This is a genomic window from Bradyrhizobium sp. BR13661, assembly GCF_029892425.1.
Classification (GTDB): domain Bacteria; phylum Pseudomonadota; class Alphaproteobacteria; order Rhizobiales; family Xanthobacteraceae; genus Bradyrhizobium.
This window is the reverse complement of the sequence record NZ_JARXWB010000031.1, coordinates 63997-79632: the sequence shown is the minus strand read 5'-3', so window position 1 is coordinate 79632 and position 15636 is coordinate 63997. Positions and strand designations below refer to the sequence as shown.

The 15636-nt window shown below is 62.9% G+C and carries 19 protein-coding genes; 12 read left to right on the top strand and 7 right to left on the bottom strand.

Annotated elements, in window-relative coordinates; all coding sequences use genetic code 11:
- Positions 1 to 15: 15 nt before the first annotated feature.
- Positions 16 to 1602, top strand: coding sequence for a gamma-glutamyltransferase (ggt, locus tag M2427_RS34410; RefSeq protein WP_280711258.1), 1587 nt, complete (start codon positions 16 to 18; stop codon positions 1600 to 1602).
- Between the two features lie 85 nt (positions 1603 to 1687).
- Complete coding sequence (locus tag M2427_RS34405; RefSeq protein ID WP_280711257.1) at positions 1688 to 2152, top strand: FKBP-type peptidyl-prolyl cis-trans isomerase; 465 nt, start codon at positions 1688 to 1690, stop codon at positions 2150 to 2152.
- A 191-nt stretch (positions 2153 to 2343) separates the two neighbouring features.
- Here M2427_RS34405 and M2427_RS34400 read toward each other — a convergent pair whose 3' ends face one another.
- On the bottom strand, positions 2344 to 2562 hold the full coding sequence (locus tag M2427_RS34400) for a CsbD family protein (protein WP_280711256.1): 219 nt from the start codon (positions 2560 to 2562) through the stop codon (positions 2344 to 2346).
- A gap of 127 nt (positions 2563 to 2689) precedes the next feature.
- Between M2427_RS34400 and M2427_RS34395 the strand changes: the two genes are divergently transcribed.
- The 3 genes from M2427_RS34395 (at position 2690) to M2427_RS34385 (ending at position 4284) form a co-directional block, all read left to right on the top strand.
- Positions 2690 to 3205 carry a cupin domain-containing protein gene (locus M2427_RS34395; RefSeq protein ID WP_028134790.1) on the top strand — a complete coding sequence of 172 codons (516 nt, stop codon included), beginning with the start codon at positions 2690 to 2692 and terminating at the stop codon, positions 3203 to 3205.
- Positions 3206 to 3337: 132 nt separating this feature from the next.
- The gene (locus tag M2427_RS34390; protein WP_280711255.1) at positions 3338 to 3766 is read left to right on the top strand and encodes a VOC family protein; all 429 of its coding nucleotides are present in this window, start codon (positions 3338 to 3340) and stop codon (positions 3764 to 3766) included.
- A 26-nt stretch (positions 3767 to 3792) separates the two neighbouring features.
- The gene (locus M2427_RS34385) at positions 3793 to 4284 is read left to right on the top strand and encodes a VOC family protein (RefSeq protein ID WP_280711254.1); all 492 of its coding nucleotides are present in this window, start codon (positions 3793 to 3795) and stop codon (positions 4282 to 4284) included.
- Here M2427_RS34385 and M2427_RS34380 read toward each other — a convergent pair.
- Entirely contained in the window at positions 4281 to 5378 is a 1098-nt protein-coding gene (locus M2427_RS34380) for a hypothetical protein (protein ID WP_280711253.1), read from the bottom strand. The genes M2427_RS34385 and M2427_RS34380 overlap by 4 nt on opposite strands.
- A gap of 2 nt (positions 5379 to 5380) precedes the next feature.
- Positions 5381 to 6082, bottom strand: a complete 702-nt coding sequence (locus tag M2427_RS34375) for a FecR family protein (protein ID WP_280711252.1) — start codon at positions 6080 to 6082, stop codon at positions 5381 to 5383.
- A gap of 210 nt (positions 6083 to 6292) precedes the next feature.
- Between M2427_RS34375 and M2427_RS34370 the strand changes: the two genes are divergently transcribed.
- Positions 6293 to 7558 carry a glycosyltransferase family 39 protein gene (locus tag M2427_RS34370; protein ID WP_280711251.1) on the top strand — a complete coding sequence of 422 codons (1266 nt, stop codon included), beginning with the start codon at positions 6293 to 6295 and terminating at the stop codon, positions 7556 to 7558.
- A 65-nt stretch (positions 7559 to 7623) separates the two neighbouring features.
- Here M2427_RS34370 and M2427_RS34365 read toward each other — a convergent pair whose 3' ends face one another.
- Complete coding sequence (locus tag M2427_RS34365; RefSeq protein ID WP_280711250.1) at positions 7624 to 8265, bottom strand: OmpA family protein; 642 nt, start codon at positions 8263 to 8265, stop codon at positions 7624 to 7626.
- A gap of 308 nt (positions 8266 to 8573) precedes the next feature.
- Between M2427_RS34365 and M2427_RS34360 the strand changes: the two genes are divergently transcribed.
- From M2427_RS34360 to M2427_RS34345, 4 genes are all read left to right on the top strand, one after another.
- On the top strand, positions 8574 to 9752 hold the full coding sequence (locus M2427_RS34360; protein ID WP_280711249.1) for a caspase family protein: 1179 nt from the start codon (positions 8574 to 8576) through the stop codon (positions 9750 to 9752).
- A 244-nt stretch (positions 9753 to 9996) separates the two neighbouring features.
- Complete coding sequence (locus M2427_RS34355; RefSeq protein WP_280711279.1) at positions 9997 to 10242, top strand: hypothetical protein; 246 nt, start codon at positions 9997 to 9999, stop codon at positions 10240 to 10242.
- Positions 10243 to 10364: 122 nt separating this feature from the next.
- Positions 10365 to 10619 carry a hypothetical protein gene (locus M2427_RS34350; RefSeq protein ID WP_280711248.1) on the top strand — a complete coding sequence of 85 codons (255 nt, stop codon included), beginning with the start codon at positions 10365 to 10367 and terminating at the stop codon, positions 10617 to 10619.
- Between the two features lie 118 nt (positions 10620 to 10737).
- On the top strand, positions 10738 to 11898 hold the full coding sequence (locus tag M2427_RS34345) for a crosslink repair DNA glycosylase YcaQ family protein (RefSeq protein ID WP_280711247.1): 1161 nt from the start codon (positions 10738 to 10740) through the stop codon (positions 11896 to 11898).
- 18 nt (positions 11899 to 11916) lie between these two features.
- On the opposite strand, the gene M2427_RS34340 is transcribed toward M2427_RS34345, so the two are convergent.
- On the bottom strand, positions 11917 to 12186 hold the full coding sequence (locus M2427_RS34340) for a hypothetical protein (protein WP_280711246.1): 270 nt from the start codon (positions 12184 to 12186) through the stop codon (positions 11917 to 11919).
- 46 nt (positions 12187 to 12232) lie between these two features.
- On the bottom strand, positions 12233 to 13084 hold the full coding sequence (locus tag M2427_RS34335; RefSeq protein ID WP_280711245.1) for an oxidoreductase: 852 nt from the start codon (positions 13082 to 13084) through the stop codon (positions 12233 to 12235).
- A gap of 70 nt (positions 13085 to 13154) precedes the next feature.
- Here M2427_RS34335 and M2427_RS34330 point away from each other — a divergent pair, with 70 nt between their 5' ends.
- Positions 13155 to 13757 (top strand): TetR/AcrR family transcriptional regulator, encoded by a 603-nt coding sequence (locus M2427_RS34330; RefSeq protein ID WP_280711278.1) that lies wholly within the window; start codon positions 13155 to 13157, stop codon positions 13755 to 13757.
- Here the strand turns inward: M2427_RS34330 and M2427_RS34325 are convergent.
- Positions 13754 to 14188 carry a DUF2809 domain-containing protein gene (locus M2427_RS34325; RefSeq protein WP_280711277.1) on the bottom strand — a complete coding sequence of 145 codons (435 nt, stop codon included), beginning with the start codon at positions 14186 to 14188 and terminating at the stop codon, positions 13754 to 13756. The two genes, M2427_RS34330 and M2427_RS34325, sit on opposite strands and share 4 nt — an antisense overlap.
- A 75-nt stretch (positions 14189 to 14263) precedes the next feature.
- Here M2427_RS34325 and M2427_RS34320 point away from each other — a divergent pair, with 75 nt between their 5' ends.
- The gene (locus M2427_RS34320; RefSeq protein WP_280711244.1) at positions 14264 to 15604 is read left to right on the top strand and encodes an MFS transporter; all 1341 of its coding nucleotides are present in this window, start codon (positions 14264 to 14266) and stop codon (positions 15602 to 15604) included.
- Positions 15605 to 15636 lie beyond the last annotated feature (32 nt).

Sequence of the window (15636 nt, the reverse complement as noted above, 5' to 3'; positions counted from 1 at the left end):
GAGAGCAAAACTTCGATGAGAAACTTCCATTTCCCCGGCAGGTCCACGGTTCACGCCACCAACGCGATGGTGGCGACCTCGCATCCGCAGGCGTCGCTCGCCGCGATTGAAGTGCTGCGCGAAGGCGGTACGGCGGTGGACGCGGCGGTGGCGGGGTCGGCCATGCTCGGCGTGATCGAGCCGCAGTCGACCGGCATCGGCGGCGACTGTTTTGCGCTGATCCAGCCGCGCGGCGAGGGCAAGATCATCGCCTATAACGGTTCCGGCCGGGCACCGAAGGCGGCCAACGCCGATTGGTATCTCGAGCGCAAGATCAATTCCGTGCCGCTGACCTCGGCGCATGCGGTGTCGATCCCCGGCGTGATCGACTGTTTCGCAACCGTGCTGCGCGATCACGGCAAGTTCGGCTTCGACCGGCTGCTGCAGCCGGCGATCAAGGCGGCGGAAGAAGGCTATGTCGTTGCCCCCCGCATCGCCTTCGACTGGAAAAACCAGTTCGAGAAGCTGAAGAACGGCACCAACACGGCGCGTTACCTCCTACCGGGCGGCAAGCCGCCGGTCGCCGGCGACGTCATCCGCCAGGCCGAGCTCGGCAAGACCCTGCGTGCGATCGCCAAGGACGGCCGCGATGCCTTCTACAAGGGCGCGATTGCGGAAGACATGGTCGAGACCTTGCGCGGTATCGGCGGCCTGCACACGCTCGACGATTTCGCCGCGCACACCACCGAGACCACGACGCCGATCGGGACCACCTATAAGGGCTACGACGTCTGGCAGTGCCCGCCGAACGGCCCTGGTGTTACCGCGCTGTTGATGCTCAACATCCTGTCGCGCTTCGACCTCACCAAATATGCGCCGCTCAGCGTCGAGCGTTTCCACCTCGAGGCGGAGGCCGCGCGCATCGCCTACATGAATCGCGAGATGCATGTCGCCTCTCCCGATCACATGAAGATCAACGTCGCCGAGATGCTGGAAAAGGGCTTTGCCGACGAGTACATCGGCAAGATCCGCATGGACGGCATGCTCGACCTGCCGAACGTCGCGCCGCCGATGAATCCCTCGACCATCTACATCACGGTGGTGGACAAGGACCGCAACGTCTGCTCGTTCATCAACTCGGTCGCGCATTCCTTCGGCTCGGCCATCGTCTCGAACAAGACCGGCGTGCTGCTGCAGAACCGCGCCGGCGGCTTCCGCATCCAGCCGGGCCATCCGAACTGCATCGAGGGTGGCAAGCGTCCGCTGCATACGATCATGCCGGGCCTGCTCTCCAAGGGCGGTCGCTCGGTGATGCCGTTCGCGGTGATGGGCGGACAGTACCAGCCGACCGGGCAGACCCACGTCGTGACCAACATCCTCGACTATGGCTGCGACGTGCAGGAGGCGATCGATATGCCGCGTGGCCTGCACTACGAGGGCCAGTATCAGCTCGAGGACAGCGTCCCGGCGGATATCGTCGAGGGTCTCAGGAAGCTCGGCCACAAGACCACCAGCGTGGTCGGCCCACTCGGCGGCGCCCAGGCGATCTGGATCGACTGGGACAAGGGCACGCTGACCGGTGGTTCGGACCCACGCAAGGACGGCTGCGCGCTCGGCTACTGAGCGAGACGCAAAACTGCAAAGGTTACGGCTGGAAACCGCCCCCTCGTTGCGCTAGACACCTCCCGCCTCAAACGGAAGGTGTTCTATGCAGCGTTTCCAGCGCGCACTTCTCGCTATCATGTCGGCACTCACGATCACCGTGATCGGCGGCGTGTCCGGTTTCGTTTCCACCACGGCCTCGGCCCAGACCGCAGGAAAGACCATGACCACAGCTTCAGGCTTGCAGACTATCGACAGCGTTGTCGGCACCGGCGCTTCGCCGAAGCCCGGCCAGATCTGCGTGATGCACTACACCGGCTGGCTCTACGAGAATGGCCAGAAGGGCAAGAAGTTCGATAGCTCGGTCGATCGCAACGAGCCGTTCGAATTCCCGATCGGCAAGGGCCGTGTCATTGCCGGCTGGGACGAGGGCGTCGCGACGATGAAGGTCGGCGGCAAGCGCACGCTGATCATCCCGCCGCAGCTCGGCTACGGCGCGCGCGGCGCTGGCGGCGTGATCCCGCCGAACGCGACATTGATGTTCGATGTGGAATTGCTCGGGGTGAAGTGACTTTTGATCGTCGTGCCCGGGCAAAAGCGCGAAGCGCGTCTTCGCGCTAGATGTCCCGAGCATCCACGTTTTTTCTACACATGGCCAAGACGTGGATGGCCGGGTCAAGCCCGGCCATGACGGAGACAAATCGATATCAACAAAAAGACCGGCCCTGAGGCCGGTCTTTTCGCTTTCAGATTCACGCCGGTTTACTCGGCCGCGCGACGTGCGGCACCAGCAGCGCGATCAATCGCTTCCTTGGCGGCGTCCTTGGCATCGCCCATGGCCTTCTGGCCCTTGCCCTTCACCTCCTGGACGACGCCTTCGCCTTTCAGGCGATCGGAACCGGTGGCTTCACCGATGCCCTGCTTGGCCTTGCCGATCGCTTCGTTGGCGGTGCCCTTGATCTTGTCGTTCGTGCTACCCATGAAACTCTCCTTCCAGTTTGCTCGCGATAACAACGTCCGGCGGCTATGAGAGTTCCTTTTTTGGTATGGCTAGAGGTCGCGGCTTTGGCTAGCTTGCGGCGCACGGAACCAACAGAAAGCAAGACCAATGACCGGCCATGATCATAGCCACTCCCACCATGACCACGATCATCACGATGATCGCTGGAAACATGACGGCGTGCGCGTCATTCCCGGCAATCAGCTCGATACCAACGTGCCGTCGACAGCAGGCATGGACCGTGCGGCCGCGATCAATTTCGCGCGCGTGGGCGCGCAGAAATTGTGGGCGGGCACGGTCAGCATCAAGCCGGATGCCAAGACCGGCGCACATCACCATGGCCATCTCGAAAGCGTCATCTATGTCGTGAAGGGCAAGGCGCGAATGCGCTGGGGCGAGAGCCTGCAATTCACCGCGGAAGCCGGTCCCGGCGATTTCATCTTCGTGCCGCCTTACGTGCCGCATCAGGAAATCAACGCCAGCCCGGACGAGGTGCTGGAATGCGTGCTGGTGCGCAGCGATGGCGAGGCGGTTGCGATCAACCTCGACATCGAGCCTGTCGAGAAGCCCGAGACCGTGCTGTGGATCGACCCGGTGCACCGGGATCCCAACGAGAAGAAGTAAGAGCGGCCGCGGGACGGCCTGGTTCCCGTGCGGCAGAACCACGGAGGCCTCTGTTAGAAAAAGTCCGGAAGCGATGTCGGATGGCTGTCGGGCTATCCGTCCTTGGGCAGAACCCCGCCCAAGGAGCTTCCGATGGCCAGGATGTTTTTTCTCAATCTGCCGGTGACCGACCTCAAGCGTGCGACCGCCTTTTACGAGGCGATCGGCGGTACCAGGAACCCACAATTCAGCGATGACACCGCGAGCTGCATGGTCTTTTCCGAAGCCATCTACGTAATGCTGACGACCCACGACAAATTCCGTCACTTCACGCCAAAGCCGATCGCGGATGCAAAGACCTCGAACCAGGCGCTGTTCTGCCTGTCCGCCGACAACCGGAACGAGGTCGACGGGATCGTCGGCAAGGCCGAGGCTGCGGGAGGAGTGGCTGATCCCAGCCCGATTGACGACTACGGCTTCATGTACGGCCGCAGCTTCGAGGATCCGGATGGTCACATGTGGGGGGTGAATTGGCTCGACATGGCAGCCATGCCCGCGAAGCCCGCTATGGCGAACGCCTGAGCGACATCTGAAGAGGAGTACTCGCAATGTCCAGGCTCGTGCCCTGCATGTGGTTCAACGGCGATGCCGAGGAGGCCGCGAAGTTCTACGTCTCGCTCGTGCCGAATTCGGCGATCACCAACGTCCAGCGCAATGTTGCGGACGGCCCCTCGGGCAAGGAGAATTCCGTGCTCGTCGTCGAGTTCACCGTGGCCGGGCAGCCCCTGGTTGCGCTCAACGGCGGCATGACGATGGAGTACACGCACGCGATCTCGCTGATGATCCATTGCGACGACCAGGCTCAGGTCGATAGCGTCTGGAACGCGTTCCTCGCGCATGGCGGCAAGGAAGAGCAGTGTGGTTGGCTGAGAGATCGCTGGGGCGTGGCCTGGCAGGTGGTGCCGAAGGTGATGTTCGACTTCCTGTCGAGCCCCGACAAGGCCGCAGCGGCCCGTGCTTGGCAAGCCATGATGAAGATGGTGAAGCTGGATGTTGAGGTGCTGCGGCGCGCGTTTGAGGCGCGCGAACCGCGCCCCTAGTAGTTGATCCGCAGCCCGACGCCGCCATGGATGGTATTCCCCACCGGCTGCGGACCCAGCGTGCCATTGGCGAAGAGATCGACGACCCAGCCTTTCTGCACGCGGAAGCCGAGGCGGCCGCCATATTCGAACCAGCCCTGGTTGCCCATCGTCGGCACCACCGTGCCGTCGCCGGTCACGGTGGCGACGATGCCGCTGTGACTGGCGAATGATTGCACCCAGCCGCCATTGATGTTGGTCTCGACGTTGCCGGCAAACAGATGTGTCCACTGGCCGCCGATCTTGACCAAGCTGGTGCGGTCGGTGCCGGTTGCGATGCTGGCGTCGAACGGATTGAATGCGACTGCACTGTCCGCGTAACCCGACACGCGCTGCCAGAGTTGCCAGACCTCGATGGAGGCCGCGACTTCGTCGCGCGGTGACAGTCGGCTCATCCAGCCGGCGCGGCCATAGACCGCATAATTGGACGCGTCGGTCGAGCTCGTCACACTCACCGGACCCAGGCTGGTATTGTAGCTGCGGGTGTAGCGCGCCTTCTCCCACGGTGTCAGGATCGTGCCGACGTCGAAGAACGGACGCGACGAGCCCCAATCAGTGAAGTCGTAGCGCAGCGCGAAGGCGCCGATCGGCGCGCTGGTGATGTGGTAGCCGCCTTCGTTATATTGCGTGTAGGCGAGGCCGGCGAGCAGCGACAGATTGTTGGTGAGCTCCTTGCGGCCGTGGATGCCGGCGGAGAACGAGCCGGCCGAGCCGAACGCGCTGACGCAGTCGCTGCAATTGACCTGCTCGTTGACGCCGAGCAGCACCGTGCCGAGCACCCGATTGGTGATCATCTGGTTGAAGCGCTGGTTGGCGAGGCCGCTGACCGAGTTGCCGCTGGAATCGGAGCCGGTCGGCGTCGGGCTCGATGACGGGCTCGGGATTGGGCTCGGCGACGGATAGGGGCTGGGTGATGGATGGGGATTCGGGGTGCCGCATTCGGGCTCGCAGGAGGCCGCGGCAGCTGGTGGCGTGTTGAATGCGAACAGTGCAAGCGTCGCGGCAGCGGCCAATACGCCGGCCAGGACAAGCCTCTTCAACCCGGGATCCACCATTCTCAGCGCCCGCACAGCATGCCGTCGTCAGGGACGGCTGGCGTAATGGTCGGCGAGGCGTCGGCATATTGGTTGACGGCGCACAGCCCGGCATTGGCGGCGCAATTGGCCGCGAAAGTCCAGGGCGGCGTGTTGGTCTTGGTGATCGAGACCTTGCCGCCGGTCGAGGTGATGACCGCGGTGTCGCCGGGCTGGGTGAGCTGAACGCATTGGAAGTTCAGCGTGCACACGCTGGCGGCGCCTTCCTGCAGCACGACGACGGAGCGACCGCGCTGTGACAGGATGTCGAGCGTGGTGCCGCGAACGCCGATGGTCGCGAGTGGCGTCGTGATCTTGTAGGCGGTCTTCTCCGAATGTCCGGTGACGAAGCGGAATGCGCCGGTGGCCATACGGATCGCGACGTCGCGATAGCTGTGCTCGTCGTTGAAGACGGTGCGGTCCAGCTTCAGCGTCGCGCTCGGCCCGAGCGACAGATTGGTGCTGTCGGCCATGACAAAGCGCGCCGCGCTGTCGGCGCCGGTGCGCACGGTCTCGTCGCGCAGCATGCTGTCGCCGACATTGATCGGCGTCGTGCTCGCAGCCACGCGCACCACTTCGTTCTGGACGAGGACGGCTTCGCCGACGCGCGTCTGGGCCTGCGCGCAAGGCGCTGCGCAGAGTGCGATCGACAGCAGTGTGGGGAACAGCAGAAAACGCAAATTCATTTCGTAACCGGTCGAGGTCCCTGATCGTACTGGATCGCACACGTTTGTGGTGGCAGAATTGTCACAAGCGGCGCGAGACGAGCGTTAGCTTAGTGACAGTTGCGGCAGAATGCGTTCAATGGAGCGGCTGAGTTATTTTTTATTCGCGGTGACGCAGATTTGCCACGTAAAATAGCCCCACAGCCGTCGCTCCAGGCACATGCGGTTCCGATGACGTCGCGAAGCGCAGTGATCGCTGTCGCAATCTTCCTAGCTAGCCATTTCGCACTGTTGGTCGGGCTGGTAACGCCGGACAAATTCGTTTTCGACGAGGTGCATTATGTGCCGGCGGCGCGGCAGATGCTGGGCGCTGCGCCCTCGGAGCCGATGCTCAATCCGATGCATCCGCCGCTGGCGAAAGAGCTGATCGCAGCATCGATCGCAGCATTCGGCGACAATGCGTTCGGCTGGCGCTATCCGGGAACGCTGTTCGGCGCGCTCGCAATCGTCGCGATCTATCTCTGCGGTCTTGCGCTGTTCGCTGCGCAAGGGCCCGCGATCGCCGCGGCGCTGATCGCGGCGTTCAACCAGATGCTCTACGTGCAGGCGCGCATCGCGATGCTCGACATCTTCGCGCTCGGCGTCGGTCTGCTTGCGATCGCCGCCTTCATGCATGGCTTTCGAAAGGAGCGGCCGCAGGCGCTGTTCGCGCTCGCGGGCAGTTTGTTCGGTCTCGCCGCTGCCTGCAAATGGAGCGGGCTGTTTCCGCTCGGCGTCTGCATCGTCATCGTTGCGGTGATCCGCCTGATGCAGGGCTGGCGCACGCTATTTGCCGACGCAAAGCCAGCCGACTGGTATCGGCCCGATCTCTGGCCCACCTTCAGGGCGCATCATGCCGTGCTCTGCTTTGCGCTGTTGCCGGCTGTGACGTATGTCGCTGCCTTCGTTCCGCTGCACGGCCTGTCGCTGGCGGACCTGATCGAGGCGCAGCGCCGGATCTTTGCCGACAACACCACCACCGCGATCGCCGGTCACACCTATATGAGCTCGTGGCCATCCTGGCCGCTGCTCGCGCGTCCGGTGTGGTTCCTGTTCGACAAGACCACGGACGACAACGTTGCGGCGATCGTGTTCCTCGGCAATCCGCTGGTTTTGTGGCCGGCGCTGCTCGCGCTTGCGGTTGTGTTGCGTGACTTCATCGTCGCGCGCCGCTGGAATGCGTTCTTGATCGCCGCGTTCTATTTTGGTCCCTGGCTCGCCTGGGCGCTGCTGCCCCGTACACTGGGTTTCATCTACTATTATCTGCCGGCCGCGACCACAGCCTCGCTGGCGTTGGTCTATGCGCTGCGCAGAGAGGGGCTGCCGCGCTGGGCGTTGTGGGCCTATGTCGGCGTCGCGGCGATCGGCTTTGCCGTGATGCTGCCGATCTCGGCCGCCTTCGTCGGCACGTCGATGCAGACGTTCAACCGGCTGATGCTGTTTCAGAATTGGATCTGACAACGGAAAACCGCCCGCCGCTTTCGCGGCAGGCGGTTTGTCGATTGTCGCGATGACGTCTCAGATCACTTCGACGCCGTCTTGGTGTCCATGTTCACGACCTGGACGCGACGATTGATCGGGTCGGCGCCGTTGGCGGTGTCCTTCAGCTTGGTCTTGCCATAGCCGACGGTGACCAGATCGCCGCCGCTGAGGCCGTAATTCTGCACCAGGTACTTCTTGATGGTGTCGGCGCGACGCTCCGAGAGGCCCTGATTGTACTCGTCCGTGCCGACCGCATCGGTGTGGCCGGCGACCACGAAGGTCGAGCCCTTGAGCGACGGATCGGACAGCGCCTTGCCGAGCGCCTGCACCGACGGCACCGAGGTCTTGGCGATGTCGGCCGAGTTGTAGTCGAACTGGATCTCCAGATCGATGTTCGGCTTGGTCGAGGCGAGCTCGGCGATCTGCTCACGTTCGCCCGTCGAGAGCGAACGGGTCTGCCGGTTGCGCACGGTGCTCAGGAAAGTCGCTTCCTTGGCCTGCGCGGTCGGGTCGACCTGCGGACCGGCGGAGAGGCCGCGGGTGATCGCCTTCGGCTTCAACGCCTCCAGGATCTGGCTGGTCGAGACGTTGTTGTCGCCGGCGAAGGCCAGGCCTGCCGTCAGCGACAGCGCGGCCGTGAGTGTGATGGTCTTCAGTCCAAAAAACTTATTGAAACGGGTCATTGTTGTATCCTCGCTGTGACGCCTGATGGCGATTTGATGCTGCGAGCATAGGCTAGGTTCAAAGGCTCCGATGTGATCCTCGTCACGGTGGTGGCACGGAGACTTCCGGGACCAGTTTAGCGCACTTTCGCAGGCTCTCGGGGCGACGCTTCGCTTTTTGGGCTGGGCGCCGACTGCACAGCAGTGGTCGTTCCCATCGCAATACAGGTTTGGAGCCGTGGCGACCTCTGTGTGATATAAGTCACATTCAGACTCTCTGGAAGAGACCACAGTCGGCGCATCGGTGGTTCTGGATCTGGGGAAAGATCATGCGTTTCCTGATCGCGGCAATGTCCCTCGCGGCCCTCGTCTTCTCTGGCAACGCTGCGCTCGCCGACAAGCGCGTCGCCTTCGTGGTCGGCAACGCCGCCTACCAGAATGTCCCGCAGCTCCCCAACCCCGCAATCGACGCCAAGTCGATGGCGCAGGTGCTGCGCAGTGTCGGCTTTGACGTGGTTGAGGGTGCGAACCTCACCCGCGACGCCATGACCGCCAAGCTGATCGAATTCGGCAAGAAGAGCGAAGGTGCCGATGTGGCGCTGTTCTTTTATGCCGGCCACGGCATCGCGGTGAATGGCACCAATTATCTGCTGCCTGTCGATGCCGACCTCAAATCCGAGATGGACGTCAAGCTCGGCGCGGCAATCAACGTCGATCTCACGCTGGAGCAGACCATGGCGGATGCCAAGGTCAAGCTGGTGTTCCTTGACGCCTGCCGCGACAATCCTTTCGCCGCAAAGATCCGTTCCGCCAAGGCGACACGCTCAGTCACGGTGTCGAGTGGGCTTGCCGAGATGAAGTCTGGCGAAGGTACGCTGATCGCGTTTGCGACCGGTCCGGGCCAGACCGCGCTCGATGGTGAAGCGGGCGCGAACAGCCCGTTCACCCGCGCGCTGGTCTCCAACATCGCGTCCCCCGGCGTCGAGATCCAGCAGGCCATGACCAAGGTCCGCGCCCAGGTCAATTACGAGACCAACAGGACGCAGCTGCCCTGGGGCCACACCAATCTCACCGGCGCCGTCTATCTCAATCCGACCGCGACGCCTGCGGCTTCTGCCGCTGCCGCGCCGGTCGTCGTGGCCCAGGCCAGCGATGTCGAACTCGAGTTCTGGCGCTCGGTCAAGGACAGCAACAAGGTCGAGGAGCTCAACGCTTACCTGACGAGCTATCCGAACGGCACCTTCAAATCTCTGGCGCTGGCCCGCATCGCTGCGATCAAGGGCGCTTCCGCCACGACCACACGGAACGCCCCTGCTGTGGCCGATCGTCCGGCGGTCACGAAAGCGGCCCGCGCCAAGTCCGACGACTCCGACGACGAACCCGTGCGTCGTCGCGCCTCCAGCGGCGGCAGCCGTCGCTCTTACAGCGGCGAAGGCGGCGGCGGCTTTGACAACGGCTTGGGTGGCGCCATCCTGGGCCACATGGTGGGCGGCCTGTTCGGGCGCTGATCTGGTGAACCACGACGCGCGGGGCGCGGTTCCGGCTGCCTTGTGTCAGAAACCCGCGCACATCGATCGTCGCAAAGCGGTCGCCGCTTGGCCTGCTGGCGAACAAGAAATCGGCCAGATGGCCGCCTAGCAGAACCCTTCACCACCAACCGACGAGGGAGCCGAGTTCCGTCCAGTGCCGAGGCCAAGTGATTATCAATTCTATCGCAATGGCCCGCCGGATCGGACCGTGTCTCTGAATGCCATGCCCATCTATATCGGCGCGGCGATGATTGCGGTGGCGATCCTGCTCTCGACGCTGATCACGGGGCTGACCTCCCGCTATACCGGCCTCGAAGGTCCGACCGACGAGAACATGTGGCTGGTCGACCGTCTCACCGGCAGCGTCTATCGCTGCCAGGCGGAGGGGCGGGGCAGGGCCTCGTGTGAGCCCGACATCGCCACCGGCAGCCTCAGCGATCGGCCCAAGGCGCCGAAGGGCGGCCGCTAACGCCGTTCAGCTTCGCATTGCAGCAAGAAAATTTTCTTCTCCGCGAAACATTGTCGCGAGAGAATACGTAGTTGCGAAGGCCGGCATGACGCCGGTTTCGTTTTACTTCAGGAGACTTTTCGATGAAGACCTTGCTCACCACCGCAGCCTTTGTCGCGTTCGCTCTTTCAGTTTCGCCCGCATCCGCCGCGATGATGGCGTGCACCAGCGACAACATGATGAAATCGACGGCCATGATGACCGGCACGGCCGACACCCCCGCCAAGGTGGCCATGAACAAGGAAATGGCCATGGCCAACACGGACATGAGCATGGGCAAGATGAAGGGCGCCTGCATGCATTACATGAAGGCGCAGAAGGCGATGATGATGAAGTAGGCCTCGGCCGTACCATTTAGCCGCGCTGTCAGCAGATGGCAGTGCGGCTTTTCTTTGCCCCGTTGCTCGTCTTGCCGTTCTTTCTCTTGGCGCGAATCCCGCTACATTGCCTCCCGCAATGCCCCGCGCACCAAAACCCCTTCCGCTCCCGACGAAACAGGCCCGGCAGATCTGGCTGCGCGCCCAGCGTCTCGATACGCGCGAACCGTTCGGGGAGGGCGCAAGCGCCGTCGCTGATGCGATCACCCATCTCGGCTATGTGCAGATCGACACCATCAACGTGATCGAGCGCTGTCATCACCATATCCTGTTCAGCCGCATCCCGTCCTACCGCCGCGCCGACCTGCGCGATGCCCAGAGCGTCGACAAAAGCGTGTTCGAGTACTGGACCCATGCACTGTCCTATGTACCGTCGAATGATTTTCGCTTCTTCCTGCCGGCGATGCGCGAGCACAAGCGCGAGGGGCACAAATGGTATGCCTCGGTGACGCCAGCCGACACGCGCAAGGTGATGCGGCTGCTCCGCGCCGGCCCGCTGACGATCCGCGATATCGAGGACGACGTGCTCACCGAGAAGGAGCATCTTTGGCAAAGCCGCAAGCCGTCGAAGCGGGCGCTGCAGCTGGCCTTCTACACCGGCGTCGCGACCATCAGCGCGCGCCAGGGTATGCTCAAGACCTATGATCTGATGACGCGGCATTTCGGCTGGGACAAGTTGCCCAGGCCGGCGTCAGCGAAGGAGATCACGGCCTATCTGCTCGACCGCGCGCTGCGCGCGCAAGGCGTCGTCAGTCTCGATTCGATTTGTCATCTCGATGCGCCGAGCAAGAAGGCGGTGGCTGGCCTCATCGCCTCGCGCGTCCGCCGCGGTGAGCTCGTTCCCGTCGCGATCGAGGGCGCCGGCAAGCAGGAGCATTGGGCGGCGCCCGAGCTGCTGGAGCCGCATGAGGTGTCGCCGGATCTCGTCCACATCCTCTCGCCGTTCGATCCGCTGATCATCCAGCGCAAGCGCACCAATCTCATCTTCGGCTACAATCATCTGTTCGAGGCCTATGTGCCGAAGGCCAAGCGCAAGCTCGGCTATTTCGCGCTGCCCGTGCTGGTCGGCGACGAGATCGTCGCCGCGCTCGACCTCAAGGCCGACCGGCAGGCGAAGAAGCTGCTGATGCAGAAGTGGACCTGGCTCGGGCAGGGCAAGAGGACGGCGGGGCGCAAAGAATTGAAGCAGAAGATCGAGGAAGAGCTCGATCGTTTTGAGCGGTTTCAGCTGGCGGAATGAGCGTGGGGTGACCTCACCTCATCTGGACAACGACTTTTCCCTTGGCCCTGCCTTTCGCAAGGTAGCCGAGGGCGTCCTTTGCCTGGTCCGATCGCTGCCTAACGTGGCCGGAAGCCGAAAGCGCAGGATCGGCTTGAATGTTCCTTTCGGAATCATGTTGTCGATCGGATTCAAGCCGGCTGCGTGGACCTGAACCAGAATTTCATCCGGCTTCGGCGTCGGCTGCGGCGTATCGATGAACGCAAGCTGATCGGCTTTGCCATAACGGTTGAAGGTGAGTGCTTTCATGTCTCTGTGTCCGATGGATCTGCAACGGGCGCGGCGGCGCGCGCGGTCAAAAAGCCCGTGCGGGCCGGGAGGACCGTGACTCCTGCGTCGCATCAAGCCGGAGGTCCTTTCGAATCCCGGCATCGACCAGCCCGGAGGGAGCAAACCTGCGAAGCAACCGCAGACGATTCGCGAGCTTACCGGCTGCGTACCGAATTTTCGGATGCGTGGCGTTCGCCGCCTTCAACACGGCTTCGGCGACCACTTCAGGCGATTCGGCGGTTGCCATCACCTCATTCACCCGTCGGCTCACGCCTGCGCGCGCCTCGCGATATTCGTCGAGTTTGTCGTCCGGCTCCATGAAGTTCGAGTCGAATGGCGTCTTGGTGTAAGCGGGTTCGATGATGGAGACCCTGATGCCCCGTGTACGCAGCTCGTGGTCGAGGGATTCCGAATAACCCTCCACCGCATGCTTGGTCGCGGCATAGAGCGCTCCGTAAGGCATCGGCAAAAAGCCAAGGACGGAGCCGATATTGATGATGCGGCCGCTGCCCTGGCGACGCATCTGAGGCAGAACGGCGCGCGTCATCCGGATCAACCCAAAGAAGTTGGTCTCGAAGATCGCGCGGGCCTGCTCGATCGAACTCTCCTCCGCTCCGGCAGGTGCAACGCCGAATCCGGCATTATTCACGAGCAGATCGATGCGACCCTCGCGCTGGATCACCTCGCCGACTGCCGCCGTCGCGGAATCGTCGTTGGTCACGTCGAGGGCCAGCATCTCGAACGAGCTCTTGCCTGCCTGAACTCCGCGCCTGCTGGTGCCGTACACCTTGTAGCCAGCCGCCGCGAGGCGCTGCGCGGTGGCTTCGCCGATGCCCGACGAGGCACCTGTCACGAGAGCGATCTTTGCTTTGGTCATGACCTTCTCCTGCTACCGGCAACCGGGGCTTTGCCTGTCGGTTTGATTGCGATCGTAATTATTGAATTACATGACGATCGTAATTATAATTGTCAAGCCCCTCCGATTCGGGATTTTCGACATGCGTGTTTCCAAAGAAAAAGCGGCTGACAACCGCGACCGGATTCTAACAGCGGCTTCGCGCCTGATCCGGGAGCGCGGAATCGCCGGGGTCGGCGTCGATACTCTGACGGAAGCCGCCGGTATGACCCACGGCAGCCTCTACAGCCAATTCGGCTCCAAGCAGCGGCTTGTCGAGGAAGCCATTGCGGCGGCAATCGCCTCCAAGGGACGAGAGCTCGGTGAAATGACCACGGCCGGCGACTACATTTCCGAATATCTTTCGCCAGCGCACCGAGACGATCCGGGAAGCGGCTGCCCGTTTGCTGCCCTGTGTTCCGAAATGCAGCGGCAAACCCAAGGCGCGCGCGAACGATTTACCGCCGGCGTTAAGGGCATGCTGGGGTGGCTCAGCGCCCGCGTCGGCTCGGGGACCAGGCAACGCGAGCGCGATGAGGATGCGATCGTGACGCTTGCTTCTCTGGTCGGAGCGGTTGTGCTCGCCCGTGCCGTGAGCGATCCCAAATTGTCAGATGAGATTCTCCGCGCCACCAGGAAAAAGCTGCTTGGCTAGCCTTCGCCTGACTTGCGTATCTCCATGAGCCGATCCAGCCAGACGCCGAGCGCAATCCCAATCGCATAGGCCGCCAAATTCCACGGCGAGAAGATGCGGCCGAGCAGCAATGCGCCTGCAGTGGTGGGCCGAAACGCGTCGAGCCATGGCAGGTGCACCAACCGCGATAATTCGATGACGACCGCGATCACCATTGCGATGGCTGCATTCCGCGTCTGTGACAGCCGCGGCAGCAGAACCCCGACCAGCAAAAACACCATCGTCGCCCATAGCAGCGAGCCGCCATACTTCACTGCGAATGCCGGAAGGCCGAGCGGAAAGCCGTACCAGCGCAAGGTCAGCCCGCAGGCGATCACGACCAGCGCCAACCCGACTCGGATGAGCATGCGTCGTCGGAACGCAATGGTGTTGACTGGCTGTGCTCCGTGCATGGCTTCCATTGACTCTTTGCCCGTGATGCTCAAAACCGCGCTTTAGCCCACAAAAGCAACAAATCGGGGGAAGCCATGAGCCAGACCACAACCTACACCGGTTCCGCGGGAGCCAAGAACGCCAACAAGTCAGAAATCGAGACCTCGACCATCCGCGCCATTTCCTGGCGCCTGATCCCGTTCCTGGTGCTGGCCTACTTCTTCTCCTATCTCGACCGCGTCAATCTCGGCTTCGCCGCGCTGACCATGAACGCCGAGTTGAAGTTCACCCCGCTGATCTTCTCCTGGGGCGCCGGCATCTTCTTCATCGGCTATTTCATCTTCGAGGTGCCGAGCAACCTGGCGCTGGAGAAGTTCGGCGCGAGCCGCTGGATCGCCCGCATCATGGTGACCTGGGGCATCATCTCGGCACTGATGGCGCTGGTGAGCGGCGTGACCAGCTTCTACGTCCTGCGCTTCCTGCTCGGCGTCGCCGAGGCCGGCTTCTTCCCCGGCATCATCCTCTATCTCACCTATTGGTATCCGGCCGAATATCGCGCGCGCTTCATCGCGGCCTTCGCCATCGCCGTACCTGTCTCGACCGTCATCGGCGCACCGGTCTCTGGGCTCCTGCTGGGGCTCGACGGCGTCATGGGGCTGAAGGGCTGGCAGTGGCTGTTCATTCTCGAGGGCATTCCCTCGGTGCTGCTCGGCTTCGTCACCTGGTTCTACCTCACCGACAGGCCGGAGAAGGCGGACTGGCTCTCGGCCGAGCAGAAGGCCTGGCTGAAGGCGAAGCTTGACGCCGAGATCGCGGCCAAGCAGGCGGTGAAGCATCTGACGCTCGGCGAGGCGCTGTCCTCGCCCAAGGTGATCATGCTGAGCCTGATCTATTTCGGCTTCGTCGGCGCGCTCTATGGCATGCAGTTCTGGCTGCCCCAGATCGTGAAGGCGTTCGGCCTCACCAACGCCCAGACCGGCTTCGTGACCGCGATCCCCTATCTGTTCGGCACCATGGCCATGATCCTGTGGGCTCGCCATTCGGACGCCACGCGCGAGCGCGTGATGCATGTCGGTGCGCCCATGATCCTGATCGCGGTCGCGCTCGCCATCTCCAGCTATCTCACCGACCCCACTCTGACGATGGTGGCGCTGACCTTCGCCGCGATCGGCGTGTTCTGCGTCTTCGGCGTGTTCTGGACCTTGCCGACCGCCTGGCTCTCCGGCACGGCGGCCGCCGGCGCCATCGCGCTGATCAACTCGATCGGCAATCTCGCCGGCTTCGGCGGCCCGTATCTGATCGGCTGGGTCAAGGAAGCCACAGGCCAGACCTCGACCGGCTTGCTCGTGCTTGCCGTCCTGCCTCTGCTCGCCGGCATTTTGGTCTTCATCGGCGGCCACGAGACCAAGCACGAGTTCGCCGAACAGGGACGGTGAAGTCTGCCGTCGATTTTCCGCCGCTTCCCGAG

What these genes read in the sequence shown, in the direction of transcription:
- ggt (WP_280711258.1), top strand. Translation starts at nt 16, where the DNA reads ATGAGAAACTTCCATTTCCCCGGCAGGTCCACGGTTCACGCCACCAAC.
- M2427_RS34405 (WP_280711257.1), top strand. Translation starts at nt 1,688, where the DNA reads ATGCAGCGTTTCCAGCGCGCACTTCTCGCTATCATGTCGGCACTCACG.
- M2427_RS34400 (WP_280711256.1), bottom strand. Translation starts at nt 2,562, where the DNA reads ATGGGTAGCACGAACGACAAGATCAAGGGCACCGCCAACGAAGCGATC.
- M2427_RS34395 (WP_028134790.1), top strand. Translation starts at nt 2,690, where the DNA reads ATGACCGGCCATGATCATAGCCACTCCCACCATGACCACGATCATCAC.
- M2427_RS34390 (WP_280711255.1), top strand. Translation starts at nt 3,338, where the DNA reads ATGGCCAGGATGTTTTTTCTCAATCTGCCGGTGACCGACCTCAAGCGT.
- M2427_RS34385 (WP_280711254.1), top strand. Translation starts at nt 3,793, where the DNA reads ATGTCCAGGCTCGTGCCCTGCATGTGGTTCAACGGCGATGCCGAGGAG.
- M2427_RS34380 (WP_280711253.1), bottom strand. Translation starts at nt 5,378, where the DNA reads ATGGTGGATCCCGGGTTGAAGAGGCTTGTCCTGGCCGGCGTATTGGCC.
- M2427_RS34375 (WP_280711252.1), bottom strand. Translation starts at nt 6,082, where the DNA reads ATGAATTTGCGTTTTCTGCTGTTCCCCACACTGCTGTCGATCGCACTC.
- M2427_RS34370 (WP_280711251.1), top strand. Translation starts at nt 6,293, where the DNA reads ATGACGTCGCGAAGCGCAGTGATCGCTGTCGCAATCTTCCTAGCTAGC.
- M2427_RS34365 (WP_280711250.1), bottom strand. Translation starts at nt 8,265, where the DNA reads ATGACCCGTTTCAATAAGTTTTTTGGACTGAAGACCATCACACTCACG.
- M2427_RS34360 (WP_280711249.1), top strand. Translation starts at nt 8,574, where the DNA reads ATGCGTTTCCTGATCGCGGCAATGTCCCTCGCGGCCCTCGTCTTCTCT.
- M2427_RS34355 (WP_280711279.1), top strand. Translation starts at nt 9,997, where the DNA reads ATGCCCATCTATATCGGCGCGGCGATGATTGCGGTGGCGATCCTGCTC.
- M2427_RS34350 (WP_280711248.1), top strand. Translation starts at nt 10,365, where the DNA reads ATGAAGACCTTGCTCACCACCGCAGCCTTTGTCGCGTTCGCTCTTTCA.
- M2427_RS34345 (WP_280711247.1), top strand. Translation starts at nt 10,738, where the DNA reads ATGCCCCGCGCACCAAAACCCCTTCCGCTCCCGACGAAACAGGCCCGG.
- M2427_RS34340 (WP_280711246.1), bottom strand. Translation starts at nt 12,186, where the DNA reads ATGAAAGCACTCACCTTCAACCGTTATGGCAAAGCCGATCAGCTTGCG.
- M2427_RS34335 (WP_280711245.1), bottom strand. Translation starts at nt 13,084, where the DNA reads ATGACCAAAGCAAAGATCGCTCTCGTGACAGGTGCCTCGTCGGGCATC.
- M2427_RS34330 (WP_280711278.1), top strand. Translation starts at nt 13,155, where the DNA reads ATGACGATCGTAATTATAATTGTCAAGCCCCTCCGATTCGGGATTTTC.
- M2427_RS34325 (WP_280711277.1), bottom strand. Translation starts at nt 14,188, where the DNA reads ATGCACGGAGCACAGCCAGTCAACACCATTGCGTTCCGACGACGCATG.
- M2427_RS34320 (WP_280711244.1), top strand. Translation starts at nt 14,264, where the DNA reads ATGAGCCAGACCACAACCTACACCGGTTCCGCGGGAGCCAAGAACGCC.